Below are 23417 nucleotides of genomic sequence, written 5' to 3'. Positions count from 1 at the left end.
TCACCGCCCATGACCAGCTCCACCCCGCGCAGAACCGTCCTGGCCGCGGCGCTCGCGGCCGCCGCGGGGACGGCCACCGCCGGCTCCGCCACCGCAGCCGTCCCCACCGCACCGTCCGGCCCCGACTGCGCCGTCTCCGACTGCGCGGCCGACGGCGGCGAGCGGGGCCACGCCCCCGCCGCCGGCCTCGTCGACAACCGCTTCTGGTCCTCGTACACGGACTGGAGGTGCGGCACGACGGCCGGTACGAAGGCGGTCGCCGGCCACCGCCCCGGCCTGGTCCTCGCCACCCCCGCCGGACGGCTCGACTACACCGACCCGCACACCGGCCGCACCTCCGCCTGGGAGTACGCCACGTGGACCTCGCCCGTCCACACCCCCGCCGTGCCCGCCACCGAGGTCATCGCCTCCTGGAACGCCGAAACACCCCCCGGCACCTGGCTCCAGGTCGAACTGTCCGGCACGTACTCCGACGCCGGCACCACCCCCTGGTACGTGCTCGGCCGCTGGGCCTCCGGCGACGACGACATCCGGCGCACCTCCGTCGACGACCAGACCGACGGCAGGAGCACCGTCTGGACCGACACCTTCGCCATCGACGACGCGGCGAGCGGCCTGCGGCTGAGCTCGTACCGCCTCCGTCTGACCCTGTACCGCACCCCGGGCAGCGACCTCACCCCCACGGTCTGGCGACTGGGCGCCATGGCCTCGGACATCCCGGACCGCTTCACCGTCCCGGCCACCGAGCCGGGCCTGGACCACGAGCTGACCGTCCCGCGCTACTCCCAGAACACCCACGTCGGCCAGTACCCCGAGTACGACAACGGCGGCGAGGCCTGGTGCAGCCCGACCTCCTCCCAGATGATCGTCGAGTACTGGGACCGCCGGCCCACGGCGGACCAGCTGGCCTGGGTGAACCCGGCCTTCGCCGACCCACAGGTCTGCCACGCGGCCCGCTTCACCTACGACCACCAGTACCAGGGCTGCGGCAACTGGCCCTTCAACGCCGCCTACGCGGCCGCCTACCCCGACATGAACGCGGCGGTCACCCGGCTCCGCTCGCTCACGGAACTCGAATCGCTGATCCAGGCCGGCATCCCGGCCATAACGTCCCAGTCCTTCCGCAAGGAGGAACTGACCGGAGCCGGTTACGGCACCTCGGGCCACCTGATGACCGTCATCGGCTTCACGGCCGACGGCGACATCATCGCCAACGACCCCGCCTCACCCAGCAACGAGGCCGTCCGCAGGGTCTACCGGCGGCGCGAGTGGGAGAACATCTGGCTGCGGACCAAGCGTTATGACGCAAACGGCAAGGTCAGAAGCGGTACGGGCGGTGTCTGCTACATCTTCTGGCCGGTCAAGTCAGCACCAAGTCAGCACCGCGCACTGCAGGCACTCGGCCTGGTGTGAGCATGTGCGGCCCGACGGTCGTCTCGACGACCTGACGGCAGCGCTCCTGGCCGTCCTGCGTGAGGTGGCCGTACCGGTCCACCGTGACCTTGATCGAACGATGTCCGAGCCAGCGAGACACCTCGTGAATGGACACTCCGTTGGTCAGGGCCACGGTGGTCCATTTATGCCGCAAGTCGTGCGGGTTGTATGCAGGAAGATCGAGCCGCCTGATGGTGCGGTCCCACGACTTGCGCAGAAGGCCGGGATACGGCATTCCGCCGCTCGCATTGCGGATCGGAAGCCGGTCGATGAACGGCTCAAGGGAAGCAGGCACGGGTATGTCGCGCCACTCGCCTTCTTTCCGATGCTTCAGCGGGGCATATTTCGGCGTGTACTTTCCGGAGGCGTCCTTGTAGCGAGTTACCTGCCTCCGGATTCGGAGAGTGCCGTCGCGCATGTCCTCCGGGAAGACTCCCAGAGATTCCCCTATGCGAAGTCCGCAACACGTCATGAGCCATATCGCCGGAGACAGGCGAGGTCCGATCTCCTTGGCGATGGCGGTTATCTCGTCGAAGCTGGGAAGTTTCCTGTCGTCGACAGGAATGACAGGGTTCTCCAGCTTCTCGGCCTGCGTCATGGGATTCACGGGAATCCGCCTGTGGCGCACAGCGTGGGAGAACAGAGCCGAGAGGGCGATGTGCCGGGACTCGATGGTGTTGAGGGCCGCCCCATCCCGGCGCCAACGTGCGTACAGGCCCTCGACGTCCGCCGCGGTGACCTGCGAGATCATCTTGCTCCCCAGGTGGGGGACCACGTGGAGGCGGACGATGCGCTCGTACGACTCGAGGGTGCCGGCGGAAGCGGTCTTCTTCGCGAGCCAGTCGTCCGCGTACCGGCGGAGCGACACCTTGCCGGCGTCGGGGTCGACGTAGATGTTCTCGCGCTTGTCGCCTTCCATCTTGGTGCCGAAGTCGACCGCGTCCTTCTTCCGGGCGAACGACTTCTCCCGCTGGCGTCCGGTGCGTCCGCCCGGCTCCCTGTAGCGGACAGTCCACCGCTTGCCGGACGCGGCAGAACCGTTGTCGATGATTTGAGCCAACCTGTTCACCCATCTCTGCTCACACGGTCGTTGGCCGTGTTTTCGGTGTGGGTGGTGTTGTAGTCGATGTTTCCGGCCGCGCCAAATTCCTGAGCACGTGAAGATTTGACGACTCGCGTCCTCGCACGCAGGCGAGCGGTGAGCGGGGCGCTGAGGTGGCGAATGAGCAGCGCCTTCAACTCAGGGGTCAACTCCAGGGACTCGTGGAAGGGGTGAGAAGGGGAGCGTCATCCTTGGGGGCGTGAGCGCCGTCCTCCTGGTGGCCTTCTGGAACGTGATCTGGCCCTATCTCGTCGGTGCGCTCGGTCTCGGCGGCAGGTGGCGGTTGTGGCGCACCGATCGGTTCATCCGGGCGGTGATCGGCAGTGGGACTGTCCAAGGGGGCAGATCCGATCTCCACGGACAAGAGCCACTCGCTCCCGGCCCCGCGACCCGCACAGTTTCAGGAGCGTGCACCAGCCGCGGCGCGATTCAGCCACTCCAACGCCCTCTGACCCGATCTAACTTTCTGTACGCGGTCCCCGTTCCGTAAGTTACTTGAGGGACTACCAACGGGGAGACGCATGGCCTGGGACGAATGGGAGCAGATCAAGGCGGACACGGCAGCCCACCAATCCGCGTCGACGCGTGTGAACCAGCTCGCCCCGGCGGCGGGAGGCGGCGGTGCCGGCAAGCCCGACATGGCCTCCAGCCCGGCGGCCAAGAAGGCGGCGGCGAAAGCGATCGACGACGACCTGGAGCCGGGGCTCACGAGGGACGGCAAGCACGCGGCCGAGACCACGAATACCGCGGTCAAAGCGTTCGGGGCGAAGGACGGCCACGGCTGGGACACCTCCGACGCGCTGAAGAGAGCCCACGAGACCTGGGAGAAACAGGTCAAGATGCTGCTCGGCCGCCTGTCCTCGGAGAAGCAGGCTCTCGGCGCGACCGGCATCAGCATGCAGAACAACGAACTCGACATCGCCGCCCGACTGGCCCGCCAGTCGCGGATCCAGGGCATCTGACGGACCGGCAGACCGGTCTCGGGGGAGTCATGCCGACCTATCACGAAACCATGAGCACCGACCTGTCCACGCTGACCGCCGCCGCGGGCAAGTGGGACGAGATGGCCGCCAAGTTCAAGACGCTCGAGGGCCGGTACGAGAAGGACGTCCACGGCGTCTCGCTCGGCGAGTCATGGATCGGTCTGAGCGCGAACGCCGCCAACGCCAGGTTCACCGTCACGCTCAAGGAACTCCAAGGAGCGCAGAAGGAGGCGAAGGCCGTCGCACTCATCCTGCGTGACGCGCACACCCAGCTCACCGACCTGCGCAACCGGCTCAAGGCGATCCGTGACGACGCCGTCCGGGCGGGCATGCGCGTCTCCGACCAGGGCACGGTCGCCTTCGACACAGAGCGGCTCACCCAGGACGAGCGCACGGCCTACGTCCACGACCCCGACTTCCAGCAGACCGCCCGCACCCAGGCGAACGAGTGGGCCGAAAAGCTCGTCCAGGCGGTCAAGGCGGTCACCGACGCCGACGACGGCATCCGCCTCGCCCTCGATGCCGCCGTCCTCGACTCCGACCCCATGGACGGCACCTTCAACGGCTTCAACCGGAGCCCCCAGGCCAGCGCCTACCCGTCCCTGGAGGAGGCCGGCAAGGCCGCGAACATGCCCAAGGACCGCAAGGACGTCCCCGGGTGGTGGCGCAGCCTCGACCCGGTCACCCGCGGCCTCCTGCTCCAGGAACGGGGCGACGAACTGCGAGCGGCCGGAATCATGGACCCGCAGTACCAGTGGCATTCCGCCGACCCGGGCTCCGGCCCCTTCAACGTGGAAGACCCCACACCACGCGACGTGGATTTCCACGCCTTGGCCCTCGGCCTCGCCACGGTCGGCGACATCACCGGCGAAACCGGAGCATCCCGGAACATGCTGCACTACCTGCGTGGCACCGGCGAAACCCTCGACGTCGACGTGAACCGCATGCTGCACGACGACGCCAAGTTCCGATCCGACATCGAAGAGATCCATATCGCGCGAAACCAGGAAGAGTGGCGCAGGAAGGCCCTGGCTGAATTCGAGAAGGCCGGGGGCGACAAACCCGTCGTCATTCCAGTGGAGAGCCATCAGTACGGCGGTACGTTCACCAAGGACACCGACTGGTACCACGCCCTGGGGTCGCACCAGCAGACCATCTCAGGCATGGTCACAGTCAGACCCGGCGAAGGCGGCCAGCCTGACGTGTCACTGGATTACCAGGTCAACGTGTGGGACCGATACAACTGGGATGAAGGTAAGAAAACGCCATTCCCTGGAGGAATCGTCATCAAGGATGATGATATGGGGCATCTGCACACTGTCGGCATCGCCCAGGAGTTCGACATGCGCGGTAGCAGCTCGACGTTCACCCACGACTTGAACGGCGACTCGAGCTCTACAGTGAACCCTGCCGACCCTGGCCGATCGGGCGGCCGCGGGGACGTCTCGCGGGGCGACGAGGAGAACCGGTGAACATGCGACACAAGACGCGCGGAAGCCTCTTCGTCGCACTGATCTCCGTGCTGGTTCTCACGTCCTGCTCGACCGGAGCCCCCGGCAGCGCTACGCGCGAGAGCACCTATCCGTACTGGGAGAAGGGTGCCGGCGCCGCCGAAGCGGCCGCGTTCATGAAGATTCAGATCCCCAAGGGCGCCATGGACGTGAAGGGTGCCGTGCAGGTCAACCCCCGCGAAGACGAGTACATCCTCTCCTTCCGTACCGGCAAGGCCACCGCAGCCCAGGTCGCCAAGGACCTGCACTCCGAAGAGCCGCTGGCGCCATGGGGCATCAAGTCGACACAAGAGTCCGAACTCTTCGAGCACCTTGGACTCGCAGAGCCGAAAACACTCAAAGATGCCCTCTGGGCGGGTGTCTGCCCGCCGTGTGTCAAGGACTACCGACGTCGCGACGTCGCGTGGATGGAGATCTACATCGAGAACCTGGACTCCGAGCAGGCCCGTGTGTACCTCCGCGCCTTCTGACCGCGACCGGCCGATGGCTCTCCCTGGCCTGTCCGAGAAAGGCCGCCGTACCCGGGCGCGAAGGTACGGTTCAGGCATGAGGCTGACGGGTGAATCGCAGCGGCTGGCCAGGTTCGAGTGGAAGGGCGACGTTCTTCACGGGCGCCTCATCGCTGAGGGCGGGGACGACGTCCTGGAGGTGCTGAGCGCCGATCCGGTGAGGGGAGCGGCGGAACTCACCGGCCGCCGCCTCCCGCTTCACGACGTACGGCTACTCGCCCCGGTCAGCCCCGGGAAGATCGTGGCGGTTGGCCGTAACTACGCCGACCACATCGCCGAGTTGAGTCTGGACACGCCGACTGCCCCTCGACTCTTCTTCAAGCCGCCGTCCGCCGTGATCGGCCCCGGGGAGCCGATCCGCTACCCGGCCCAGTCGCACGAGGTGCACTACGAGGCCGAGCTCGCCGTCGTCATCGGACGCACCGCCCGCAACGTCCCCGCCGAGCGGGCGTTGGACTACGTCTTCGGCTACACGTGCGCCAACGACGTGACCGCCCGGGACATCCAGCGGGAGGACGGGCAGCCGTCGTGGGCGAAGGCGTTCGACACGTTCTGCCCGCTCGGCCCGTGGATCACCACCAACGTCGACCCGACGAAGCTCGTCGTGCGCTGCGAGGTGAACGGCGAGGAGAGGCAGTCCGCCGGGACGGACACCATGCTGCATCCGGTCGCCTCCCTGCTGGGGTACATCACGGCGGCGGTCACACTGGAACCGGGCGACGTGCTTCTGACGGGCACGCCGGCCGGAGTGGGCCCGGTCGTCCCGGGCGACGAGATCGCGGTGCACATCTCCGGGATCGGCGCCCTGGCCAATCCCGTCGTCGGCCGGTAGCTCGGCTCAGGCACGCAGCAGCTCGGCGAACTCCCTCCCGGCGGGGAGCTGGCCGTGTCCGGCCGTGCGGCTGAAGTCGGTCGCGTACTTCATGACCATGCCGGTGCGGTGCTCGTCCGGCAGTGCCGTCAGGGCCTGTGTGGCAGTGCGGTACGCCTCCTCCGGCTCGCCACTCCGGGCAAGGCACGTCGCGCGGTCCAGGCGGATCAGAGTCGGGTCGAGGTACTCCGTGGGCGGGTAGAGGTCGAGCGCACGGCGCTGGACCTGCCAGGCGTCCTCGGTGCGTCCCAGATGCGTCCACGCGTTGCCGAGGTGCCAGAGGAACTGGCGCTCGGTATGGCCGAAGGACGGATCATCGCGGTCCTCGGCGGTCAGCCGACCGAACGCGTCCTCGGCCTGGCGTAGCAGCGGCAACGCCTCGTCCCCACGCCCCATGCGGGCGAGCGCCCGGGCCTCGACGAGCAGGCCGCGGGTGGTGGCGGGTCCGACGATGTCGCCCAGGATGTGGCGCGCCCGGGCGGCCTGCTCGTGGGCGGAGGCTGGGGTCCCGTAGTAGAGGGAGACGATGGCCGAGCGTACGGTGAGCGCGCCTTCGAGCTGGTTGTCTCCGGCTTCCGAGGCGGCGAGGCGTCCGGTGTGGAACCAGCCGCGGGCCTCGCGGTGGGCGCCGAGCGCGGAGGCGAAGATCCCGGCGAGGGCGGCGAGTTGGGCGGCGACCCGGCAGAGACGTCGGCGGTAGCGGATGGGCTGGCGCTGCTCAAGGAGCCGCTGTACCTCGGTGAAGTCGGCGAGGACGTCGGCGAGCAGCCGGTGCGGTGGCACGGTCTGGTAGGCGTGCGCGTACTCGAAGGCGGTGGTCTCCCAGCGCTCCAGGGTCGCCGGCCCGATGGCCGACGACTCCAGCGCCAGGTCCATGCGCTGCCGTGCGGCGGCCATGACCTCCAGGGCCGCGTCCGTGATGCCGAGGGTCGTTTCGACGACAAGCCCACGGATCAGGGTTCGCCGCTTCATCTCGTCCTCCTCCAGGAGCACGTGCGCCCCTGTCTCGGACGCGTGCTCCGGTTCTTGCTCAGTAGGTGTCGCTGGGGCGTCAGGGGTCGCGGGCAGCGGCGAGGGGTCCGCTAAGGCGAGCAGCTTCTCGGCCGTCCAGCCCGGGAACATGCTCTCCAGGGCCTCGCACGCTTCGGCGCGCGGCACCCCCTTGATCTGGCCGAGGCGCCATCGGTCGTACTGCTTGCGCTGCGGAGTCACGTCGTCCAGGCGCAGGTCGGCGCAGACCTTCCGGAACTCGCGGCTGAACCGCGCGTATCCCCAGCCGCGTTCCCGTACCAGCGTGCCGAAGACCGTCAGATGTCTGTCGCCCACCGGGCCCCCTTCGCATGGACACCGCCGGGCCCTCCGCCCGTACGCGGCGATTGTCGATCACCTGCCCGCCTCGCGGCCGGGCAGGACGCACTCAAGTCCCAGAAGACCACGGGAGGACCCATCGGGGTCCGGAACGACGAAATCGGGGCGGTAGGAAAGTCCGTCGGCCGACCGTCATCGTTCGGGGACCGCGACGGCGCGGCCTCACGGCAACGCCTCGCCACCAGGGTCCGACATGCGGAAAGGCTGGGCGATGGCGTCCTCGGTTCCCACCTCGATCATCACCACGAGCCTCACGGGGTGCCGTGGCGTCCCCACGGCCGGCGGTGCGCGCATAGCGCCTTCGCCCGTGGACGTCTCCTTCGTCCGCGACGTCTCGCGGGTCTCGCAGGCGCGGCGGATCGGGACGGCGTGGCTGCGCAACTCGTGCCGGGTGCCCGAGGCTCGGCTCGACTCCGCCGAGGTGGTGATCTCGGAACTCGTCGGCAACGCGGTCGTCCACGGAACGAACGATGCCGTGGGCCTGCGCATGCGGTACGTGCACGGCGAGATCCGTCTGGAGGTCCACGACGGTTCGCCGTCCGACGTGCCGAGACCCCGGCGGGCCGGAGCCGAGGCGGAACAGGGGCGCGGCCTGTGGCTGGTGGACGCGCTCATCGCGGAGCTCGGCGGCAGCTGGGGATTCACCGACGACGGGACGGTCGCCTGGTGCGTCTTCCCGGTCACGCGGGAGACCTGCCCGATGAACGGGGGCCGGGCGGCATGAGCGAGGCGACCGAGGCCCGGCCGTGGCGGGTCCCGCCCGGCGCCCGGGTCGTCGTGTACGCGTGCCTCTCCCCCGGAGTCGCCGCCCCGAAGGCACAGCCCCGGCAAGCGGCGCTGCGGCACGTGCTCCGGTACGTGGAGACGCGCGGCTGGAACGTGGCGGCGACCTATGTCGACCGGACCGCCGTGCTTTCCAGCCGGGCGGACCGCCCCGAGTGACCGAAGGTACTCGCCATGGTCGAGGACGGACGGGCCGAGGGGATCGTCGCGCCGTCGATGGTGGCGCTCTGGTTTCACCCGGAGGAGCACGACTCGTTCATGGGGTGGTTGGAGAAGACCGGCGCGTTCGTCTCGACGCCCGATTCGCTCGCTGATCTGCGACGGCACCGCTCGGACGGTTCCTCTCCTGAAGACACCGCGGCCGGCCCTCGGCAGGCGGCGGGATCGAAGCGCAGGCCCCGATGATCTCGGCACCCAGAGCCACGATCCCCCGGCAGCGGCTCGCCCGGTCGCGCTGGGCCTTCCGCCACCCTGTCCGGCTGCTCCGCCGCTACGGCTTCGGCTGGTTCCAGTTCGCGGTCCTTGTCGTGCCGGTCCTGCTGATCATCTGGGTCGCCGTCGCCCGCACCGACCACCCGTAGCCGTATCCCATCCGCTGATTCCCACGAGGAGTGCTTCATGACTTCCCGTTCCGTGCCCGAGTACCGGGTGACCCTGCCGAAGGAGCTTGTCGCCGACCTCGCCCGGCAGGCCGCCGGCCTCCCCGAGTGGCGGCTCGGCAACGACGGCATGCTCTCGCCTGAGACTGCCGCGCGGTACCACGGGGTACTGGCCGGCCTGCCCTACCTCGCCGAGTTCACCACGACCTGCCACCAGTTGCTCGGCGCCCCCGACGGCGAGGGCTTCGCGGTCCTCGAGCTGGCCGAGCTGCTCGACGCGGCCGACTCCGAGGAGGCCGGCCTGCGGGCAGTGACCGCGCTGTTTTCCTTGATCGCGACGCCGTTGCGAGCCTTCGACCGCAAGCCGCTGTGGAAGCCGCTGAGCACCAACCTCGCCATCACCCCGATGCACATCGACGTCGCGAACTCCACGCTCCCGCCGGACTACATCGCCCAGCTGTGCGTGCGCCCCGATCCCAGAGGCCAGGGCCACAGCCTGATCTCGCATGCCCGCCGCGCCGTGGACCGGCTCGGCTACGCCGACGCCGAGCTGCTGACCCACCCGCGGTACGTCGACGGGTCGTCCTTCGAGCTCATGGGCGTCGGGGAGGAGTGGCAGCCGTTCCCGATCCTCGACGGCCTGCCGCCGTCGGAGGGCTTCGTCCGGTTCACGGCCAAGCTGCTCGCGGACGCCGCTCCCGCCGATCCGTACATCAAGTCGGCACGGGCCCTGGAGCGCGAACTGATCACCGGGCAGCGCCGGTTCCTGCTCGGGCGAGGGGACCTGCTCGTTGCCAACCAGCACCTGTGCTGCCACGGCCGCGAGGCCCTCGGCAACGGCCAGGAGGACGTACCTGAGGACGAGCGCCGCCTCCTCCTGCAGGTATTCCTCCGCGGTCAGGTGCGGCACACGTCAACGCCGGAGGTAGTGGCATGACGACCGTCACGGCGGGTCCCCCAGCACAAGACACCAGACATCAGAGAGGGAAGCCGATGCTCGAATCCGTTAGCCACCTGGAAGAGGTGGCCCGTGAGTGGAAGATCAACCCCGAGGACGTGCTGCTCATCGCGCTGAACAGCTGCGGTGCGCGTTCGCCGCTGGACAAGCCGCGGATGCGGTTCCAGCTGGAGCTGGACTCGCGGCCGGCCGACCCGTCGTACCTGATCCTCTCCCTGGGCCGCGAGGACTCGCCGTTCGAGATCGACGAGCGCGAGCTGCGGCTGCACGGCGAGCAGGTCGGCACGGTCGCCGGCATCGAGGACGACGACGCCGTACTGGGCTACTGGCGCAACGGCACCAAGATGCTCACCCTGAACTCGAACCAGCGCTCCCAGTGCGTCGGGTGCACGTTCTGCCCGAACACCCTGGAGGGCGCCTCGGATCCGGCGATCCGCGAACTCGACCTGCCCGGCTACTTCGCCGCCCTCGCGGCGAACTCCGGCATGGCGGACCTGTCGGGGGTCGAGACCGTCACGGTGTGCACCGGGTGCTTCCTCTACGAACACCTGGCCCTGGAGCACCTGGAGGGCGTGCGGGCCGCGATGCGCAGCATCGGCTGCGAGGGGACCCTGCACTTCCTGTCGTCGGTCCTCACCAGCGAGGCGGGGCTGGACCGGGCCGCCGAGCTCGGCCCGTTCCACCTGACGCTGACGGTGGAGTGCTTCACCAACCGGGCGAACATCCTCAAGCAGTCCAAGGCCGCGCTGACGATCGACCAGATGGTCGCCACGCTCGGGGCGGCGAAGGAGCGGGGCATCACCACGGACTTCACCTACATCGTGGGCCTGGACCCGATCGAGGAGGCCGTGGAGAACCTGAGGCGGCTGGTGCCGGTGACGACGACGTTCCCGCGGTTCCAGACGTTCCAGGCGCACAACCCGTACATGGACGTCTACCGCACGCCGGGGTCGGACACGATCGAGTGGAACCTGACGATGCGCCGCGCGGTCGAGGAGCTGTTCGCGGAGACGGGGCTGCGGCCGCAGTGGTGGCAGAACTACCGCTCGCCATGGGCCTACACGTTCGCCGGTGAGCAGCTGACCGGGGCCCGGATCTGATGGCCGTCCGGGACGGCGGGGCCGTGACGGTGGTGCGGGCGGTGCGGGTGTGGCCGGTGGCCGGACAGCCGGCCGGTCTGCCGGAAGGGTTACCGGACGCTGTGGCCGCGGTGGCGGTGGACCCGGCGGGTCCGGGGTGGCCGGAGCACCGGACGCGGTTCGCGATCGAGGTGGTCGGTGACGGGGTCTCCGGCTGGCACGCGCCGGTCGGGGAGGGCGTGGCGCGGCTCGTCGTGGACGCCCTCGCCGACGGGCTCGTCGGCCACGATGCGGCGGCGCCGCGCAGGCTCGGCTACCGGCCGCAGACCGGTCGGCACCAGCAGGGGGCGCACGCCCGGCAGGCCGTGTCGGCGGTCGAGCTGGCGTGCTGGGATCTGGCGTCGCGGGCCTCGGGCCGGTCGGTGCCGGAGCTGCTGGGCGGCACGGTGCGGGAGCGGGTGCCTGCGTACGCGTCCGCGCTCGGTCTGGACCCGGCTCACCCGGAGGCGGTGAAGGCGGCGGCGTGGATCGCCGAGCAGGGGTACTGGGGGCAGAAGTGGCCGCTCACCAAGGAGTTACTGCGCCAGGGGCCACGGGCCGTTGCTCGGGTGCTGGGGTCGCTGCGGGAGGCGGCGGGCGAGGGCCGGTTCATGGTCGACGGGCTGCGTCGGTGCCGGCTGGACGAGGCGCTGGCCCTGATGCCCGTGCTGGCCGACCTGGAGGTCGCGTTCGCCGAGGAGTTGCTGGAGCCGGGCGGCTTCGCCTGGAGCCGGGTGCGGGCGGCCGGGGCCGGGGTGCCGATGGCGGCCGGTGAGCACGCGGTCGACGAGCACGAGCAGACGCGGCTGCTGGCCGGTGGGGCGGTGGACGTGTGGCAGACCGACCCGGGGTGGTCGGGCGGGCTGGCCCGCTCCCTGCACACCACCGAGGTCGCCGCCGATCTGGGGATGGCGACGTTCCCGCACGGTGACCGGCTGTGGGCGGCGCTCGCGCTGGCCGGGGCGTGCTGCCGGGACAAGGTGCCGGCGGTGGAGTGGCATCTGACGCTGGAGCCGCTGCGGCAGAAGGTGTTCGCCGAGGCCGCCGTCGTGGAGGCGGGGATGCTGCCGTCCGCCCCCGGGGCCGGGCTCACTCCGCCGCCGGTTACCACCTCGCCCCTTCCGGTATGGGAGGTCGGGTCGTGAGCGGCCGGGTGATGTGGCCCGAGGTCCGGGCGGTTTGCTTCGACCTGGGCGGCACGCTGGTACGGCCCGAGGCGGTGGCCACGACCGGCCAGGTCGCCGACGTGCTTGGCATCTCGCTGGATGAGGCTCGTGCGCTGATGGGCAAGGGAGCCAAGCGGCGCCTGGTCACCCCGCAGGACCTGGCGCACGAACTCGCGGCCGACTTCGGGCGGCCCGCACTGGCTGACCGGCTCGCCGAAGTGCTGGAGCGGGCCCGGCGCCGTGCCGAGAACCCGCAGTTGTACGCGGACGTGCCGGACATGCTCGCCGAGCTGAGGGCGAGGGGCTACGCCCTGTACGCGATGACCAACGCGCTCGGTTCCTCAGTGCCCGAGCAGGATCCTCCCGCGTTCCGCGAGCTTCTGGACGGCGTCTTCTACTCGGCGCGCACCGGTGCGATCAAGCCCGAGCGGGAGGCGTTCGCCGCCGTCGAGCGCACCGGCGGGCTGCGGCCGGGAGAGCTGCTGCATGTCGGCGACTCGATGAACGCCGACGTGCGCGGGGCCGCGGCGGCCGGCTGGCACATGGCCTGGGTGGACCGGCACCGCACGACCGGGCCGCTGATGTTGGCCGCGAGCACGCCGCGCCTGCACTCCCTCAACACCCTCCCGCTACTGCTGCCCGCACGGGCGGCGGCCGGCACGATCACATCGGAGGTGGCCGGCTGATGGAGCCGTCCCGTACGTACCGCCCGGCCACACCCGCTGTCCACGACCCGCTGACCTCGTCCGTGCCGCTGTTCGACCCCAGTCAGCTGCCGCTGCGCAGCTGGTGCGAGGGCAGCCGCGAGGACGCTGTCACCGGCCTGGTCGCCTTCCCCGACTTCCACAGCCACATCCCGCGCTGCCTGGCCGCCGCGCTGGACGAGGGACGGCTGGTGGCGCTGGCGATCGGGGACGTCGACGGGCTGAAGGACCACGTGGAGCGGACGAACTCCACCAACCCGACCTCCTACGGGCATCTGGCCGGCAACGAGGTCATGGCGACCGTGGGGGCCACGACGCGCGCGTGGTTCCGCGAGCAGCCCTTCGACCTCGGCTGCGCGGCGACTTTCGGCGGCGACGAGGTGATCCTCGCCGCGGTCGTTGACGACGCCACCCAGTTCCACCAGGCCCTCGGGGTCCTGCGGGACCGGCTCAGCGCCGTACTGCCGGTGACGGTCTCCTTCGCCCTGATGTTCGTCACCGCTGGCGACCTGCCCGTCCAGCGGGAGCGGAGCTGGAAGCACGCTTTCACCAACACCCTGCTGGCGGCCGTGGACCGGACGCTGTTCACGCACAAGGCGGCGCGACGCGCCGGGGGCGGCCAGGGCGGCATCATCGCCGTCACCCGACCGCCCCTGCTGTCCGAGCCCGACCAGGCGGGGCCGGATCCGGTGGTCCTGCTCCCGCTGCCCGCCGCGTCCGACGTCGTGCATGTCGTGGCCCGGCCGGAGCGGATCGGCGGCCGGGACTTCCTGCTGCTGCCCTGCCGCGGACCGGTCGGTCAGCGCGGCGCCCAGCTGCGTGTCACCTTCTCCACCGGCAGCTCCAGGACCGTCGTGGCCTACGCACTGCGCGGGCAGGCCGCGGTGCCGTACGCGGCCGTCGCCGACGGCGTGACCGGCGTGCCGCTGACGGTGCGGGGCCTGCGGGACCGCACTCCGCGCAGCGTGCCTGAGGACCTGGCCGCCGCCCTGGAGCGGGCCGGGCTGGACTGGACAGCGGTGCCCGCCCACGAGCAGGCGCAGATCCTCCACCTGATCACCGAGGCCGGCACCGAGGAGATCCGGGCCGGGCGCATCACCGCCGCCGTGGACGCCGTCGCCGCACGGAAGGGGACGGCACGGTGACGGAGACCGCCCTGCTCCCCGGGCTGGCCGTCGTCGCGGGCCCGGGCGACTTCCCCGACTGGAGTCAGGCCGCGTCGCACGCCGCGACCCGCGTGCCGGACGCGGCCGTCACGGCCACGTGGCGGGCGCTGAACTACCTGTGCGCCGCGCAGCTGTACCTGAACGACAACGTGCTGCCCGCCCGGCCGCTGCGGGTGGAGGACGTGAAGGAGGTGCCGAGCGGACACTGGGGGGTGTGCCCGCCGGTGAACTTCATGCTCGCCCACCTGGGGCCGCTCACCGCAGGGCGACCCCCGGGCAGTGAGGTCCTGGTCGTTCACGGCGCCGGGCACGCCGGGCCGTCGGCGCTGGCCCACGCGTACCTGACCAAGACCCTCACCCTGACCGGCAACGGCCCTGGTTGGTCCGCCGCCGACATGCGGGCGCTCGCCGCGGGCTTCCCCCACACCCGCGCCTACGGCGGGGAGATCACCCCGCTCATCCCCGGCGTGCGCTACACCGGCGGCCAGCTCGGACCGGCGCTCGCCGTCGCCCAGGGCATGGTCCTGGATGCTCCGCACCGCCTGGTGGTCGCCCTGCTAGGCGACGGGGAGCTGGAGACTGGCGCCGCCGCAGCGGCGTGGACGGCCCGGCGCGCGCTACTCGGGTCCGGGCTGCACGGCGCGGTGCTGCCCGTCGTGCTGGCCAACGGCCTGCGGATGGGCGGCCCCTCCATCCTGTCCGGGCTCGACGAAGCCGAGCTGCGCGCGTACTTCACCGGCCTGGGGTACGAGCCGTTCCTCCACGACGGCTCCGACGTGGCCGGCTTTCGGAAGATCCTGGCCGAGGTGTTCGCCAGGCTGCGGCCGCTCGGGGTCGCCCGGCCGCAGCCGGTGCTCGTCCTGACGATGCCCAAGGGCGCGACCGGGCCCGAGCAGGTCGCCGGCCGCCGGATCGCCGGGACCCCGGCCGTCCACAAGACCCCGCTGAAGGACCCCGCCCGCAACCGGGAGGAGTTCGCCGCCCTCGCCGCCTGGCTGGCCTCGTACGAGCCGGCCGAGCTGTTCACCGACCGCGGGCAGCCGTCCGACCTCGTACGGCAGGCGCTGCCTGATCCGGCGCCCCGGCCCCGCCCCGCCCCACCGGTAGAGCCGCTCACCGTCCGCGGAGAACAGGCGTGGCCGCTGGTCAGCGCCGTGATCCGCGAGCGCGCCGCCGCCGGTTCGTTCCGGCTGTTCAGCCCGGACGAGGCCGCCTCCAACCGGCTGCGCCTGGCCGTCAGCGGCGATGGGATGCCGGAGTGGGCGAGCGAGATCCTCAACGAGGAGATCTGCCACGCCTGGCTGCAGGGCTACACCGAGACCGGCCGTGACGCGCTGCTGGCCACGTACGAGGCGTTCGCCGCGGTCAACACCAGCCTGCTCGTCCAGCACCTCAAGCACCGCAGCACGCGGACCGTGACCGGAGTCGGCGGGCTGGCGAACATCAACTACCTGATCACCTCGCTGGGCTGGCGCAACACCTACAGCCACCAGAACCCCGGGCTCGTCTCCGCGATGCTGGAGACCGAGAACCCCACCGTGCACGTCTTCACCCCGGCCGACGCCACCCGCGCGGCCGCGATCCTCACGGTCATGCTCACCGGACGCGACCGGGCGAACTTCCTGATCGCCGACAAGCACCACACGCTTGCCTTCCCGCCGGACACCATCCGCGAGGAGCTGACCAACGGCGCCGCGATCTGGCCCCACCTGAGCAACCCAGGCCCGGAAGGCCTGGATCTCGTCCTCGCTTCCGCCGGCGACGTCGCGGCACGCGAGCTTTCCGCCGCAGCCGACCAGATCGCTGCCGCCCGCCCGGACACGCGCATCCAGTACGTGCACATCAACGACCTCACCGTCCTCGGCCAACCGGACACCTGGCCCGCCGCGCTGCCCGACGACACCTTCGCCCGCCTCTTCCCAGCCGGCGTTCCCGTCCTGCTGGCCACCGTCACGCAGGCACCGGCCGTACGGGCTCTGCTCGCCGCCCGCGGCGAAGCCGCCCGGGTCCGGGTAGTCGGCTACCGCGACCCCGGCCGCCCCCTTCCGTCAGCCGACCTGCTGGAGCTCTGCGGCATGTCCGCCGCCGCGCTCACCGACCAGGCGCTCTCGATGCTCAAGGAGCTGCGATGACCACACCGCTCGCACCCGACCCGCAGCAGCTGGCCGCCTTCGACCGCGACGGCCTCCTCATCCTGCGCGGCGCCCTCGCTCCCGAGGTCCGCGACCGCGCGGCCGAGGCCGCCGTACGGCTTCTGGCCTCCGACCGCACCGTGGGCCGGGACCGCTCGGTCGACGGCAAGGACGGCTTCCGCGGCGTCGTCGCCCTGGACGACGCCTTCCTGCCGCTCGTCGCCAACGCGGCCGTGCTGCCCACGCTCGTCGGCCTGCTCAGCCCGAACATCCACCTGCTGTCGAGCAACCTGATCTCCATGCCGTCCCTGACGGACGAGCAGCGCACCATCCGCGTACCGTCCCGGCACGGATGGCACCGCGACATGTCCTCCACCGTGGCCGACCTCGGCGTCGAGCACACGTCCCGCCTGGCGATCAAGGTGGCGTACTTCCTCACCGACCCGGGACCCGACGCCGGGCTCACGATGTTCGTTCCCGGCAGCCACACCCGCACCGGGCCCGTCACCGTCCCCCGGGGAGACGTCGATCCGCCCGGCGCGATCACCCCGGACATCGGCCCCCACGACGTGGTCCTCTTCGAGAATCGCACCTGGCACGCCGGCGGCCTCAACCGCTCCGGACATAACCGGCTGGCCGTGATGATGCAGTACGGCTACCGGTGGCTCAACGCCGTCGACGACCCCGCCCCCGGCCTCCTCGACCGGCCGGACCTGGATGACGTCGCACGTCAGCTCCTCGGCGCCCGTGACCGCCACCCCGACGGCTCCGTCGCCCGCGAGGGCTCCGGCGCCCGCCCCCTAACCGACTGGTGGGAGCACCTGATCGGATCCCGGGCTCGTTGACCGATCGCCCGCCCCTGACCGCACCCCCGCGAGAGACTGGACCCGTGACCTCCTCCACCCCCTCGTACACGCCCGAAGAGCTGTTCGCGTCCACCGCGCCGTACTACGCCGCCTTCCGGCCCCGCTACGCGCCCGAGTTCTACACCCTGCTCACCGACCGCTTCCGCCTGGACGGCACCCAGCGCGTCCTCGACCTCGGCGCCGGCCCCGGCATCATCGCCCTCGACCTCGCCCCGCTCGTCCGCGAGGTCATCGCCGTCGACCCCGAGAAGGGCATGCTCGAAGAGGGCCGCCGCCTAGCCGCCGAGCAGGACATCACCAACGTCACCTGGCGCGAGGGCGACTCCACCAACCTCCCGACGATGGACATCGGGCCCGTGCTCCTCACCGTCATGGGCGCGGCCTACCACTGGATGGACCGCGACCGCGTCGCCCAGGACCTCGACCGGATCATCGAGCCCGGCGGAGCAATCGTCCTCGCCTCCGGCGGCGCCCCAGGAGACCTCGAACCCGCCCCCTGGCGGCAGGTCGTCGACGAGGTCCGCACCCGCTACCTCGGCCCCGAACGCCGCGCCGGCTCCGGCACCTACTCCCACCCCAAGGAACGCCACCAGGACGTCCTCGCCCGCTCCCCGTTCTCCCAGGTCGGCACCACGCGCTGGGACCACACCCTGACCCGCACCGTGGACGAGGTCATCGGCTGGGTCTTCAGCCTCTCCTACTCCAGCCCCGCCCAACTCGGTGAGAAGAAGGAAGTCTTCGAACGGGACCTGCGCGAGGCGCTGCTCGCTTTCGCCCCGTCAGGTCGGTTCGACGAGGTGATCCGGACCGAGGCGGTCATCGCCACCAGGCCCTGAGCGACGCTGCCGCAGGCATGTCCGTCCACACGGCGCATCCGCTACGACACCGCCGTCTGGCAGGGGGTGCAGCGTTGTACAGCCTGCCGGGCGGTGTTGCCCTCTGTCGCGGTCGCGGGATGAGTGACGCTCAGCCGGTCCCAGAGCCCGGACGGCGGGTCCGGAATCCAGCCCCACCGAGGTGCCTTGATGTACTCATCCTCCAGGTGAGTACAAGCCCCCGGCAGGTGCGCGTACCGCGTGGGCGAGATCAGGATGGTGTCCGCGGGGAAGCCCCGCCATTCCCGCCGGATCGGAGACACGGGCCGCTCCGCCCTTGGCGTGGCGCCGTTCGCCGGGCAACAGCAGCCCTGTCCGACGATGAGCTCGCATCGCTCGCAGCGTTCTTCCTTCACAGCCCCGCGACCCCTCACGCCGTGCCGGTCGTCTCGATCCGGTAGACGATCTTCCCATCGAACTCGGCGAACCCGAGCGACTTGTAGAACGCGCGGGCGACGGGGTTGTCGCGGTCCGTCATCCACTCGACGCGGCCGCACCCCGGGCGCCTGGCGGCCAAGGCCCGGAGTTCGTCCATGAGCCGGGCACCGATGCCCTGGCGGCGCAGAGTGTCGCGAACGTACAGCTCCTTGAGGAACAAGGAGTGAGTGGAACCGGCCGCCGGCCAGAGGAAGGAGTAGGCAGCGAGCCCCACGATGCCCCCGACCTCGTCCTCGACCAGGAGAGCGGAGGCCAGCGGCGGGGCGCCGAACAGCGCTTCCTCCACCTGCGCGCGCCGCTCCTCGAAGGGCTGGATCTCGATCGATCCGTAGAACCGCTCGATCTCCTCGATCAGTTCGGCCACCGCGTGGACGTCCCGCTGCTCGGCAGGTCGGATCGTCACGGTCATGGACAACTCCTCGTTACTCGTTCGTCGTTCACTTTGCTCACAGGCTCCAACGCTCGGTACCTCGGCGGCGCTACGGTCCGCCGTCTCATGGGGCCTGACCGGCCGGCGCGTGTGCGTCCCACCCGCTCGCGCGCAGAGAGTCCTGGATGTGGTGGATCAGGTACTCCAGATCCGCGCAGTAGACGGAGGGGTTCCGATAGCCGTGGGCCGCGCTGAAGCGGTGCGGGAGGTAGCCTCCGCCGCAGACCTCCACCAACGGGCAGCTCTGGCACTTCGCGGCGAGCGCGGCCCTGCCGTCTGCCCGGTGCAGGAGCTTCGGGTGACGCGACGCCTCGTCGAAGGAGTGCTGGAAGACGTCGAGCCCGAGCCGGGACGCGCCCTCTTCGACGGAGCGCAGCGTGTCCACGCCTTCCATCGTCCCGTCGGACTCGATCACGATGCTCGTCGGCGGGGCCAGACCGAGTGTCTCCACGGCACCGCGCACGCCGGAGCTGAGCGCCACGATGTCCTCCAGCATCCGGATGCTGTGCCGGTACTCGGGCCGGGAGAGCCAGGCGTCGTACACCCGGCTCATCCAGAGCCCGTACTCGGGCACGTCGGGGTTGTCGCGGTGCGGCGGGTCGTCGTGGGTGGCGTGCGGAAGCCCGAAGTCGATGACCGGCGGCTCGAAGGACGCCAGGAAGTCGTGGACTTCGACCGGATCGTTGGCCAGGTCCACGACGGCGAGGAGGCCGGCGAAGAGGTGCGGCCGGTCCCGCAGCAGTTCGATGCCGCGGACGGCGGCCGCGGAGCTGGACCGACCGGTGTGGGTCAGCCGGTGCCGGTCGTTTGCAGTCGGGGGACCGTCGAGGCTCACCCCCACGACCACCCCGTACTTCTCGAAGAGGTCGAGCCACGCCTTCGTGAGGAGCGTCCCGTTGGTCTGAAGCTCGAAGCGGACCCCGACTTCCTCCGGGACGCCTTCGCGTACGGCCTCGAGGAGCTCGGCCATGTGCCGGCGGCCGGCCAGCAGAGGCTCCCCGCCGTGCAGGACGACGTGGACGGCCGGCAGGCCGTGCGCCGTGGCGTGCTCGCCGATGCGCCGGCTTGCCTCCCTCGCCACGTCCACGCCGAGCCGGACGGGCAGGTGCCGCCACGACTGGTCCTTGGAGTTGAAGACGTAGCAGTAGTCGCAGTCGATGTTGCAGCGGTTCGCGACCTTGAGGATGAAGGTCCGAAAGGGTGCGGTCTCTTCGAGCGAGGTCATCGAGCGTCGATGCTCAGAACCACCAGGGCCAGATGAGAGACGCCGCGTGAGGCCCCTCGGCGAAGCCGTCAGCCTCGGACTTCTCCTCGTCGAGTCGCTGCTGTACGCGGGCGGCGATCCGTTCCAGGACGGCGTTGCCGTGGATGGAGTCAGGGCAGGTGGGCGGCGCGAGCACAGGTGTACGTGACGACATTCAACGCTCCTCGGGGTGGTGGTGCCGATAGCGGACCGGCACCGTGCGACGGCGGTTGAAGCGACAGACCGACTCGGCACCGTAGCAGTGCTGTTGTCGTCGGCGGCATACAGATTCCGGCCAGGTGGCGACCGGGCTATCCGGCTCGTGGGGCGAGCAGCTCTTCGAGTTCCTGGGCCGCCGCACCGGCTCCGAGCCGCCGGTAGAGGACGGCCGCGTTCCGCAGGGCGTCCCCGGCCCGCGCAGGCCCGGCCGAGAACCAGTCGCAGCGGCCGATCCCTTCCAGCGCCCGCGCTTCCTCCAGCGGAGAGCGGATCTCCCGCGCCAGGGCGAGGGCCTGCTCGAAGTACTCCCGCGCGACCTCCACCTCGCCGGAGGCGCGCACCAAGGTCCCCCAGTGGTTCAGCACCTCGGCCTCGCCGCACCGGTCTCCCAGCTCTTGGTGGAGATCCAAGCCACGCCGGAACGCCTCGATGGCCTCATCCCACTCGCCGAGCGTCCCTCGGGCGGCGCCCAGCTCGCTCAGGGCGGCGGCCTCTCCACCCCGGCTGCCGAGATCGCGGTACGCGCTCAGGGCTTCCTCCAGCATCCGGATCGCCTCCGTGGTGTTGCCCGACACGCGCTCCAGCACCCCGAGGTCGCGGATGCTGTTCGCGCGACCGAACCGCTCACCGAGTTCGGTGAAGTACTCCAGCGCCTGGCCGTGCGCCTCCCGAGCCCCGACGATGTCGCCCGTGAGCCGCCTCACGACGCCCAGTTCATTGAGCGCGTACGCCTGGTGGGTCCGGTCGTCGAGCTCCACGTAGATGTCGTACGCCTCACGGTGCCGGCACGCCGCCTGCTCGTACTCGCCCATGAGGCGGTGCACGACACCGAGGTCCCTCAGGGAGTTCGCCTCCCCGTACCGGTCATCGAGCTCCCGGTAGATCGACAGTGCCTCGCTCTGGGCCTCCACGGCGGCGTCGAACCGGCCTGTCTGCCGACGCACCATGCCGAGGTCCGCAAGCGCGTTGGCCTGCCCGAGCCGGTCGCCCACCTCGCGGTAGAGCGCAAGGGCCTCGGTCTGCGCGCGGGCGGAGTCGTCGTTGTCGGCGGTCAGAAGCCAGACGATGCCCGCCTGGTTCAGCGCCTCGGCCTTGCCGCGCCGATCGCCCACGGCGTCGTACTGTTCCACCGCCTCGTTCAGGGCCTCGATCGCCTCGGGGTACGCGGCCATGAAGCGCCGTACGACTCCGAGCTCGGCGAGCGCCCCGGCGATGGCCTTGCGGTCGCCGGTATGCCGGGCGGCCTCGGCGGCTGTCCGGTGGAGCCCGACGGCCTGGTCCCACGGGCCGGCCTGCCGCAGGAACGGAGCCATGGCGGCGGCCAGGCGGACGACGAGCTCGTGCAGGGCGAGACCGCTCGCGCGTCGGATGCAGGCGAGGACGTTGGCCCGCTCGTTCTCCAGCCAGCCGAGGGCGGCCGCACGGGACTCGATGCGCGGGGTCTCCACCGCGGCGGCCTCGTCGGGCGGGACGGGCGCGACCGCGCCTCTACGGACGATGTGCCGGTTCGCGGCAGCGAGAGCGGCCAGGTAGTAGAGGCACACTCGCTGAACGGCCTGGGTCTGCTCCTCCATACTGCTGCCTCCCTCGTCGACGAGACCGCGGGCGTAGTCACGTAACAGATCATGAAGCCGGTACCGGCTCCCTGGATGCTCGTCGATCATGTGGGCGTCATACAGCGCGTCGAGCTGCCGCCGGGCCTCCGCCACGGTGACCCCACCGAGCGCGGCACCGATGTAGGCGTCGAGGTCGGTTCCGGGATAGAAACCCAGCCCCCGGAAGAAGCGCCGCCGATCCTCCTCCAGGTCCTGGTACGACAGCTCGAACGTCGCGGCCACCGCCCGCTCCCCGGCCCGCAGCTCCCCCAGCCGATCCCGCGCGGCCATCAGCCGCTCCCGGAGGTCCTCCGCGCCCCACGACGGGTGGTGCCGCAGCCGCGCGGCAAGCAGGGACACCCCCAGCGGCAGACACCCACACAGCCCGACGAGCTCCACGGCTACGTCCCGGTCAAGCGACGCCGCCGGCCGCCCGCTAAGCCGTACGAACAGGTCGACGGCGTGGTCCTGTGGCAGCGCCCCCACGGGCAGCACCACCTCCTCCTGCGCCGCCAGCCGCTTCCGGCTGGTCACCAGCACGAGGCAGTCCCCGGCCCCAGGAAGCAGCGGCTCCAACTGCCGGTAGCTGGCCGCGTTGTCGAGGATGAGCAGCGCCTTCTTCCCCGCAAGACCGCTCCGCCACATGGCGGCCCTCGCCTCGGTGACCGCGCCCACGTCGTCACCGGCCGGGATCCGCCCCGCGGGCACTCCGGTCGCCGCCAGCAACGACGCCAGCGCCTCGCCGGCCTGCACAGGGCTCCGCCCCGTCGTGTGCCCGTTGAGATTCACGAACAGCTGCCCATCCGGGAACCGCTCCGCCAGCACATGCCCGGCGCGCACGGCGAACGCCGTCTTCCCCACCCCCGGCATCCCGTCGATCACATGCACCGGCAGCGCCTCAGCACTCTCCTGCGCCGCTCTCACCGACCCCACGAGCGCCGCCAGCTCGGCGCCCCGGTCCGTGAACGCCGCGGTATCGCGCGGCAGCGCACGCAACACGAGCGCGGCCCCCGGCGGCTCGGCCTCGTTCTGAGGCGCCGACTCGGTCAGACGCGCGGGCGGCCGAGTCTCCGACAGGGCGGCCAACACCGTCATCACCACGAGTAGCGCCCCGAGCAGCACGAACGAGAACCAGGCATGCCTCTGCAGCCACCCCAGCCACCCCGGCCACTTCGACTCGGACACTGCGTTCGTGACCAGCCCCACGAGCATGGTCGTCACGACCCCGCCGGCGGCCACGACAGCGATCGAGATCCCGCGCCGAAACCTCATGCGCGATCCGCCAACTCGTTGGGGGAGCGAGTCTCTTCTGCTGGCACGCCACTCACACGACACAGCGCTCCAAGA

General features: G+C 70.8%; 23 protein-coding genes. 17 read left to right on the top strand and 6 right to left on the bottom strand.

What is annotated here, in order from left to right:
- Positions 1–9 precede the first annotated feature (9 nt).
- Positions 10–1413, top strand: a complete 1404-nt coding sequence (locus tag AC07AW_RS21365; RefSeq protein WP_478817066.1) for a peptidase C39 family protein — start codon at positions 10–12, stop codon at positions 1411–1413.
- On the opposite strand, the gene AC07AW_RS21360 is transcribed toward AC07AW_RS21365, so the two are convergent.
- Positions 1361–2503 carry a tyrosine-type recombinase/integrase gene (locus tag AC07AW_RS21360; RefSeq protein WP_478817065.1) on the bottom strand — a complete coding sequence of 381 codons (1143 nt, stop codon included), beginning with the start codon at positions 2501–2503 and terminating at the stop codon, positions 1361–1363. The two genes, AC07AW_RS21365 and AC07AW_RS21360, sit on opposite strands and share 53 nt — an antisense overlap.
- Positions 2504–3057: 554 nt before the next feature.
- Between AC07AW_RS21360 and AC07AW_RS21355 the strand changes: the two genes are divergently transcribed.
- From AC07AW_RS21355 to AC07AW_RS21340, 4 genes are all read left to right on the top strand, one after another.
- A complete protein-coding gene (locus tag AC07AW_RS21355) occupies positions 3058–3498 on the top strand; it encodes a hypothetical protein (RefSeq protein WP_478817064.1) in 441 nt (146 codons plus the stop codon).
- Positions 3499–3548: 50 nt separating this feature from the next.
- Positions 3549–4991: a hypothetical protein gene (locus AC07AW_RS21350; protein WP_478817063.1), complete on the top strand. Its 1443-nt coding sequence runs from the start codon at positions 3549–3551 to the stop codon at positions 4989–4991.
- A 2-nt stretch (positions 4992–4993) separates the two neighbouring features.
- Positions 4994–5500, top strand: coding sequence for a hypothetical protein (locus AC07AW_RS21345; RefSeq protein WP_366038572.1), 507 nt, complete (start codon positions 4994–4996; stop codon positions 5498–5500).
- Between the two features lie 76 nt (positions 5501–5576).
- A complete protein-coding gene (locus AC07AW_RS21340; protein ID WP_478817062.1) occupies positions 5577–6371 on the top strand; it encodes a fumarylacetoacetate hydrolase family protein in 795 nt (264 codons plus the stop codon).
- 6 nt (positions 6372–6377) lie between these two features.
- On the opposite strand, the gene AC07AW_RS21335 is transcribed toward AC07AW_RS21340, so the two are convergent.
- Positions 6378–7736 carry a hypothetical protein gene (locus AC07AW_RS21335; RefSeq protein ID WP_478817061.1) on the bottom strand — a complete coding sequence of 453 codons (1359 nt, stop codon included), beginning with the start codon at positions 7734–7736 and terminating at the stop codon, positions 6378–6380.
- 349 nt (positions 7737–8085) lie between these two features.
- Between AC07AW_RS21335 and AC07AW_RS21330 the strand changes: the two genes are divergently transcribed.
- The 12 genes from AC07AW_RS21330 to AC07AW_RS21275 are packed head-to-tail and all read left to right on the top strand — an operon-like array spanning position 8086 to position 18106.
- On the top strand, positions 8086–8502 hold the full coding sequence (locus AC07AW_RS21330) for an ATP-binding protein (RefSeq protein WP_478817060.1): 417 nt from the start codon (positions 8086–8088) through the stop codon (positions 8500–8502).
- Entirely contained in the window at positions 8499–8720 is a 222-nt protein-coding gene (locus AC07AW_RS21325; protein ID WP_478817059.1) for a hypothetical protein, read from the top strand. Before AC07AW_RS21330 ends, AC07AW_RS21325 begins: the two co-directional genes overlap by 4 nt.
- Before the next feature lie 15 nt (positions 8721–8735).
- On the top strand, positions 8736–8966 hold the full coding sequence (locus AC07AW_RS21320) for a hypothetical protein (RefSeq protein WP_478817058.1): 231 nt from the start codon (positions 8736–8738) through the stop codon (positions 8964–8966).
- Positions 8963–9142, top strand: coding sequence for a hypothetical protein (locus AC07AW_RS21315; RefSeq protein ID WP_478817057.1), 180 nt, complete (start codon positions 8963–8965; stop codon positions 9140–9142). The genes AC07AW_RS21320 and AC07AW_RS21315 overlap by 4 nt, the downstream gene beginning before the upstream one ends.
- 37 nt (positions 9143–9179) lie before the next feature.
- Positions 9180–10097, top strand: coding sequence for a Fe(II)-2OG oxygenase family protein (locus AC07AW_RS21310; RefSeq protein WP_478817056.1), 918 nt, complete (start codon positions 9180–9182; stop codon positions 10095–10097).
- Between the two features lie 56 nt (positions 10098–10153).
- Entirely contained in the window at positions 10154–11218 is a 1065-nt protein-coding gene (locus AC07AW_RS21305) for a radical SAM family protein (RefSeq protein ID WP_478817055.1), read from the top strand.
- Positions 11218–12381: an enolase C-terminal domain-like protein gene (locus AC07AW_RS21300; RefSeq protein WP_478817054.1), complete on the top strand. Its 1164-nt coding sequence runs from the start codon at positions 11218–11220 to the stop codon at positions 12379–12381. The genes AC07AW_RS21305 and AC07AW_RS21300 overlap by 1 nt, the downstream gene beginning before the upstream one ends.
- Complete coding sequence (locus AC07AW_RS21295) at positions 12378–13088, top strand: HAD family hydrolase (RefSeq protein WP_478817053.1); 711 nt, start codon at positions 12378–12380, stop codon at positions 13086–13088. The genes AC07AW_RS21300 and AC07AW_RS21295 overlap by 4 nt, the downstream gene beginning before the upstream one ends.
- On the top strand, positions 13088–14251 hold the full coding sequence (locus tag AC07AW_RS21290) for a nucleotidyl cyclase domain-containing protein (protein ID WP_478817052.1): 1164 nt from the start codon (positions 13088–13090) through the stop codon (positions 14249–14251). Before AC07AW_RS21295 ends, AC07AW_RS21290 begins: the two co-directional genes overlap by 1 nt.
- Complete coding sequence (locus AC07AW_RS21285; protein WP_478817051.1) at positions 14248–16404, top strand: phosphoketolase family protein; 2157 nt, start codon at positions 14248–14250, stop codon at positions 16402–16404. The genes AC07AW_RS21290 and AC07AW_RS21285 overlap by 4 nt, the downstream gene beginning before the upstream one ends.
- Entirely contained in the window at positions 16401–17249 is an 849-nt protein-coding gene (locus AC07AW_RS21280; protein ID WP_478817050.1) for a phytanoyl-CoA dioxygenase family protein, read from the top strand. The genes AC07AW_RS21285 and AC07AW_RS21280 overlap by 4 nt, the downstream gene beginning before the upstream one ends.
- 44 nt (positions 17250–17293) lie before the next feature.
- Positions 17294–18106, top strand: a complete 813-nt coding sequence (locus AC07AW_RS21275) for a class I SAM-dependent methyltransferase (RefSeq protein ID WP_478817049.1) — start codon at positions 17294–17296, stop codon at positions 18104–18106.
- Positions 18107–18515: 409 nt separating this feature from the next.
- On the opposite strand, the gene haaN is transcribed toward AC07AW_RS21275, so the two are convergent.
- The 4 genes from haaN to haaT form a co-directional block, all read right to left on the bottom strand.
- Positions 18516–18992, bottom strand: coding sequence for a cyclophane-containing RiPP N-acetyltransferase HaaN (gene haaN, locus AC07AW_RS21270; RefSeq protein ID WP_478817048.1), 477 nt, complete (start codon positions 18990–18992; stop codon positions 18516–18518).
- A gap of 85 nt (positions 18993–19077) precedes the next feature.
- Complete coding sequence (locus tag AC07AW_RS21265) at positions 19078–20238, bottom strand: FxsB family cyclophane-forming radical SAM/SPASM peptide maturase (RefSeq protein ID WP_478817047.1); 1161 nt, start codon at positions 20236–20238, stop codon at positions 19078–19080.
- A gap of 13 nt (positions 20239–20251) precedes the next feature.
- Positions 20252–20431: a HaaA family cyclophane-containing RiPP peptide gene (gene haaA, locus AC07AW_RS21260; protein ID WP_026058169.1), complete on the bottom strand. Its 180-nt coding sequence runs from the start codon at positions 20429–20431 to the stop codon at positions 20252–20254.
- Between the two features lie 136 nt (positions 20432–20567).
- The gene (haaT, locus tag AC07AW_RS21255; RefSeq protein ID WP_478817046.1) at positions 20568–23342 is read right to left on the bottom strand and encodes a cyclophane-containing RiPP biosynthesis TPR protein HaaT; all 2775 of its coding nucleotides are present in this window, start codon (positions 23340–23342) and stop codon (positions 20568–20570) included.
- Positions 23343–23417 lie beyond the last annotated feature (75 nt).

The sequence above is a fragment of the Streptomyces sp. NPDC044003 genome, from assembly GCF_056435185.1.
The sequence above is the reverse complement of the archived record's forward strand: the minus strand, read 5'-3'. Positions and strand labels throughout refer to the sequence as shown.

Bases quoted from the DNA above. Each gene is read 5' to 3' on its own strand.
- AC07AW_RS21365 (WP_478817066.1), top strand. From the start codon at position 10: ATGACCAGCTCCACCCCGCGCAGAACCGTCCTGGCCGCGGCGCTCGCG.
- AC07AW_RS21290 (WP_478817052.1), top strand. From the start codon at position 13,088: ATGGAGCCGTCCCGTACGTACCGCCCGGCCACACCCGCTGTCCACGAC.
- AC07AW_RS21355 (WP_478817064.1), top strand. From the start codon at position 3,058: ATGGCCTGGGACGAATGGGAGCAGATCAAGGCGGACACGGCAGCCCAC.
- AC07AW_RS21350 (WP_478817063.1), top strand. From the start codon at position 3,549: ATGAGCACCGACCTGTCCACGCTGACCGCCGCCGCGGGCAAGTGGGAC.
- AC07AW_RS21305 (WP_478817055.1), top strand. From the start codon at position 10,154: ATGCTCGAATCCGTTAGCCACCTGGAAGAGGTGGCCCGTGAGTGGAAG.
- AC07AW_RS21310 (WP_478817056.1), top strand. From the start codon at position 9,180: ATGACTTCCCGTTCCGTGCCCGAGTACCGGGTGACCCTGCCGAAGGAG.
- AC07AW_RS21265 (WP_478817047.1), bottom strand. From the start codon at position 20,238: ATGACCTCGCTCGAAGAGACCGCACCCTTTCGGACCTTCATCCTCAAG.
- haaN (WP_478817048.1), bottom strand. From the start codon at position 18,992: ATGACCGTGACGATCCGACCTGCCGAGCAGCGGGACGTCCACGCGGTG.
- haaA (WP_026058169.1), bottom strand. From the start codon at position 20,431: ATGTCGTCACGTACACCTGTGCTCGCGCCGCCCACCTGCCCTGACTCC.
- AC07AW_RS21325 (WP_478817059.1), top strand. From the start codon at position 8,499: ATGAGCGAGGCGACCGAGGCCCGGCCGTGGCGGGTCCCGCCCGGCGCC.
- haaT (WP_478817046.1), bottom strand. From the start codon at position 23,342: ATGAGGTTTCGGCGCGGGATCTCGATCGCTGTCGTGGCCGCCGGCGGG.
- AC07AW_RS21300 (WP_478817054.1), top strand. From the start codon at position 11,218: ATGGCCGTCCGGGACGGCGGGGCCGTGACGGTGGTGCGGGCGGTGCGG.
- AC07AW_RS21340 (WP_478817062.1), top strand. From the start codon at position 5,577: ATGAGGCTGACGGGTGAATCGCAGCGGCTGGCCAGGTTCGAGTGGAAG.
- AC07AW_RS21320 (WP_478817058.1), top strand. From the start codon at position 8,736: ATGGTCGAGGACGGACGGGCCGAGGGGATCGTCGCGCCGTCGATGGTG.
- AC07AW_RS21280 (WP_478817050.1), top strand. From the start codon at position 16,401: ATGACCACACCGCTCGCACCCGACCCGCAGCAGCTGGCCGCCTTCGAC.
- AC07AW_RS21345 (WP_366038572.1), top strand. From the start codon at position 4,994: ATGCGACACAAGACGCGCGGAAGCCTCTTCGTCGCACTGATCTCCGTG.
- AC07AW_RS21315 (WP_478817057.1), top strand. From the start codon at position 8,963: ATGATCTCGGCACCCAGAGCCACGATCCCCCGGCAGCGGCTCGCCCGG.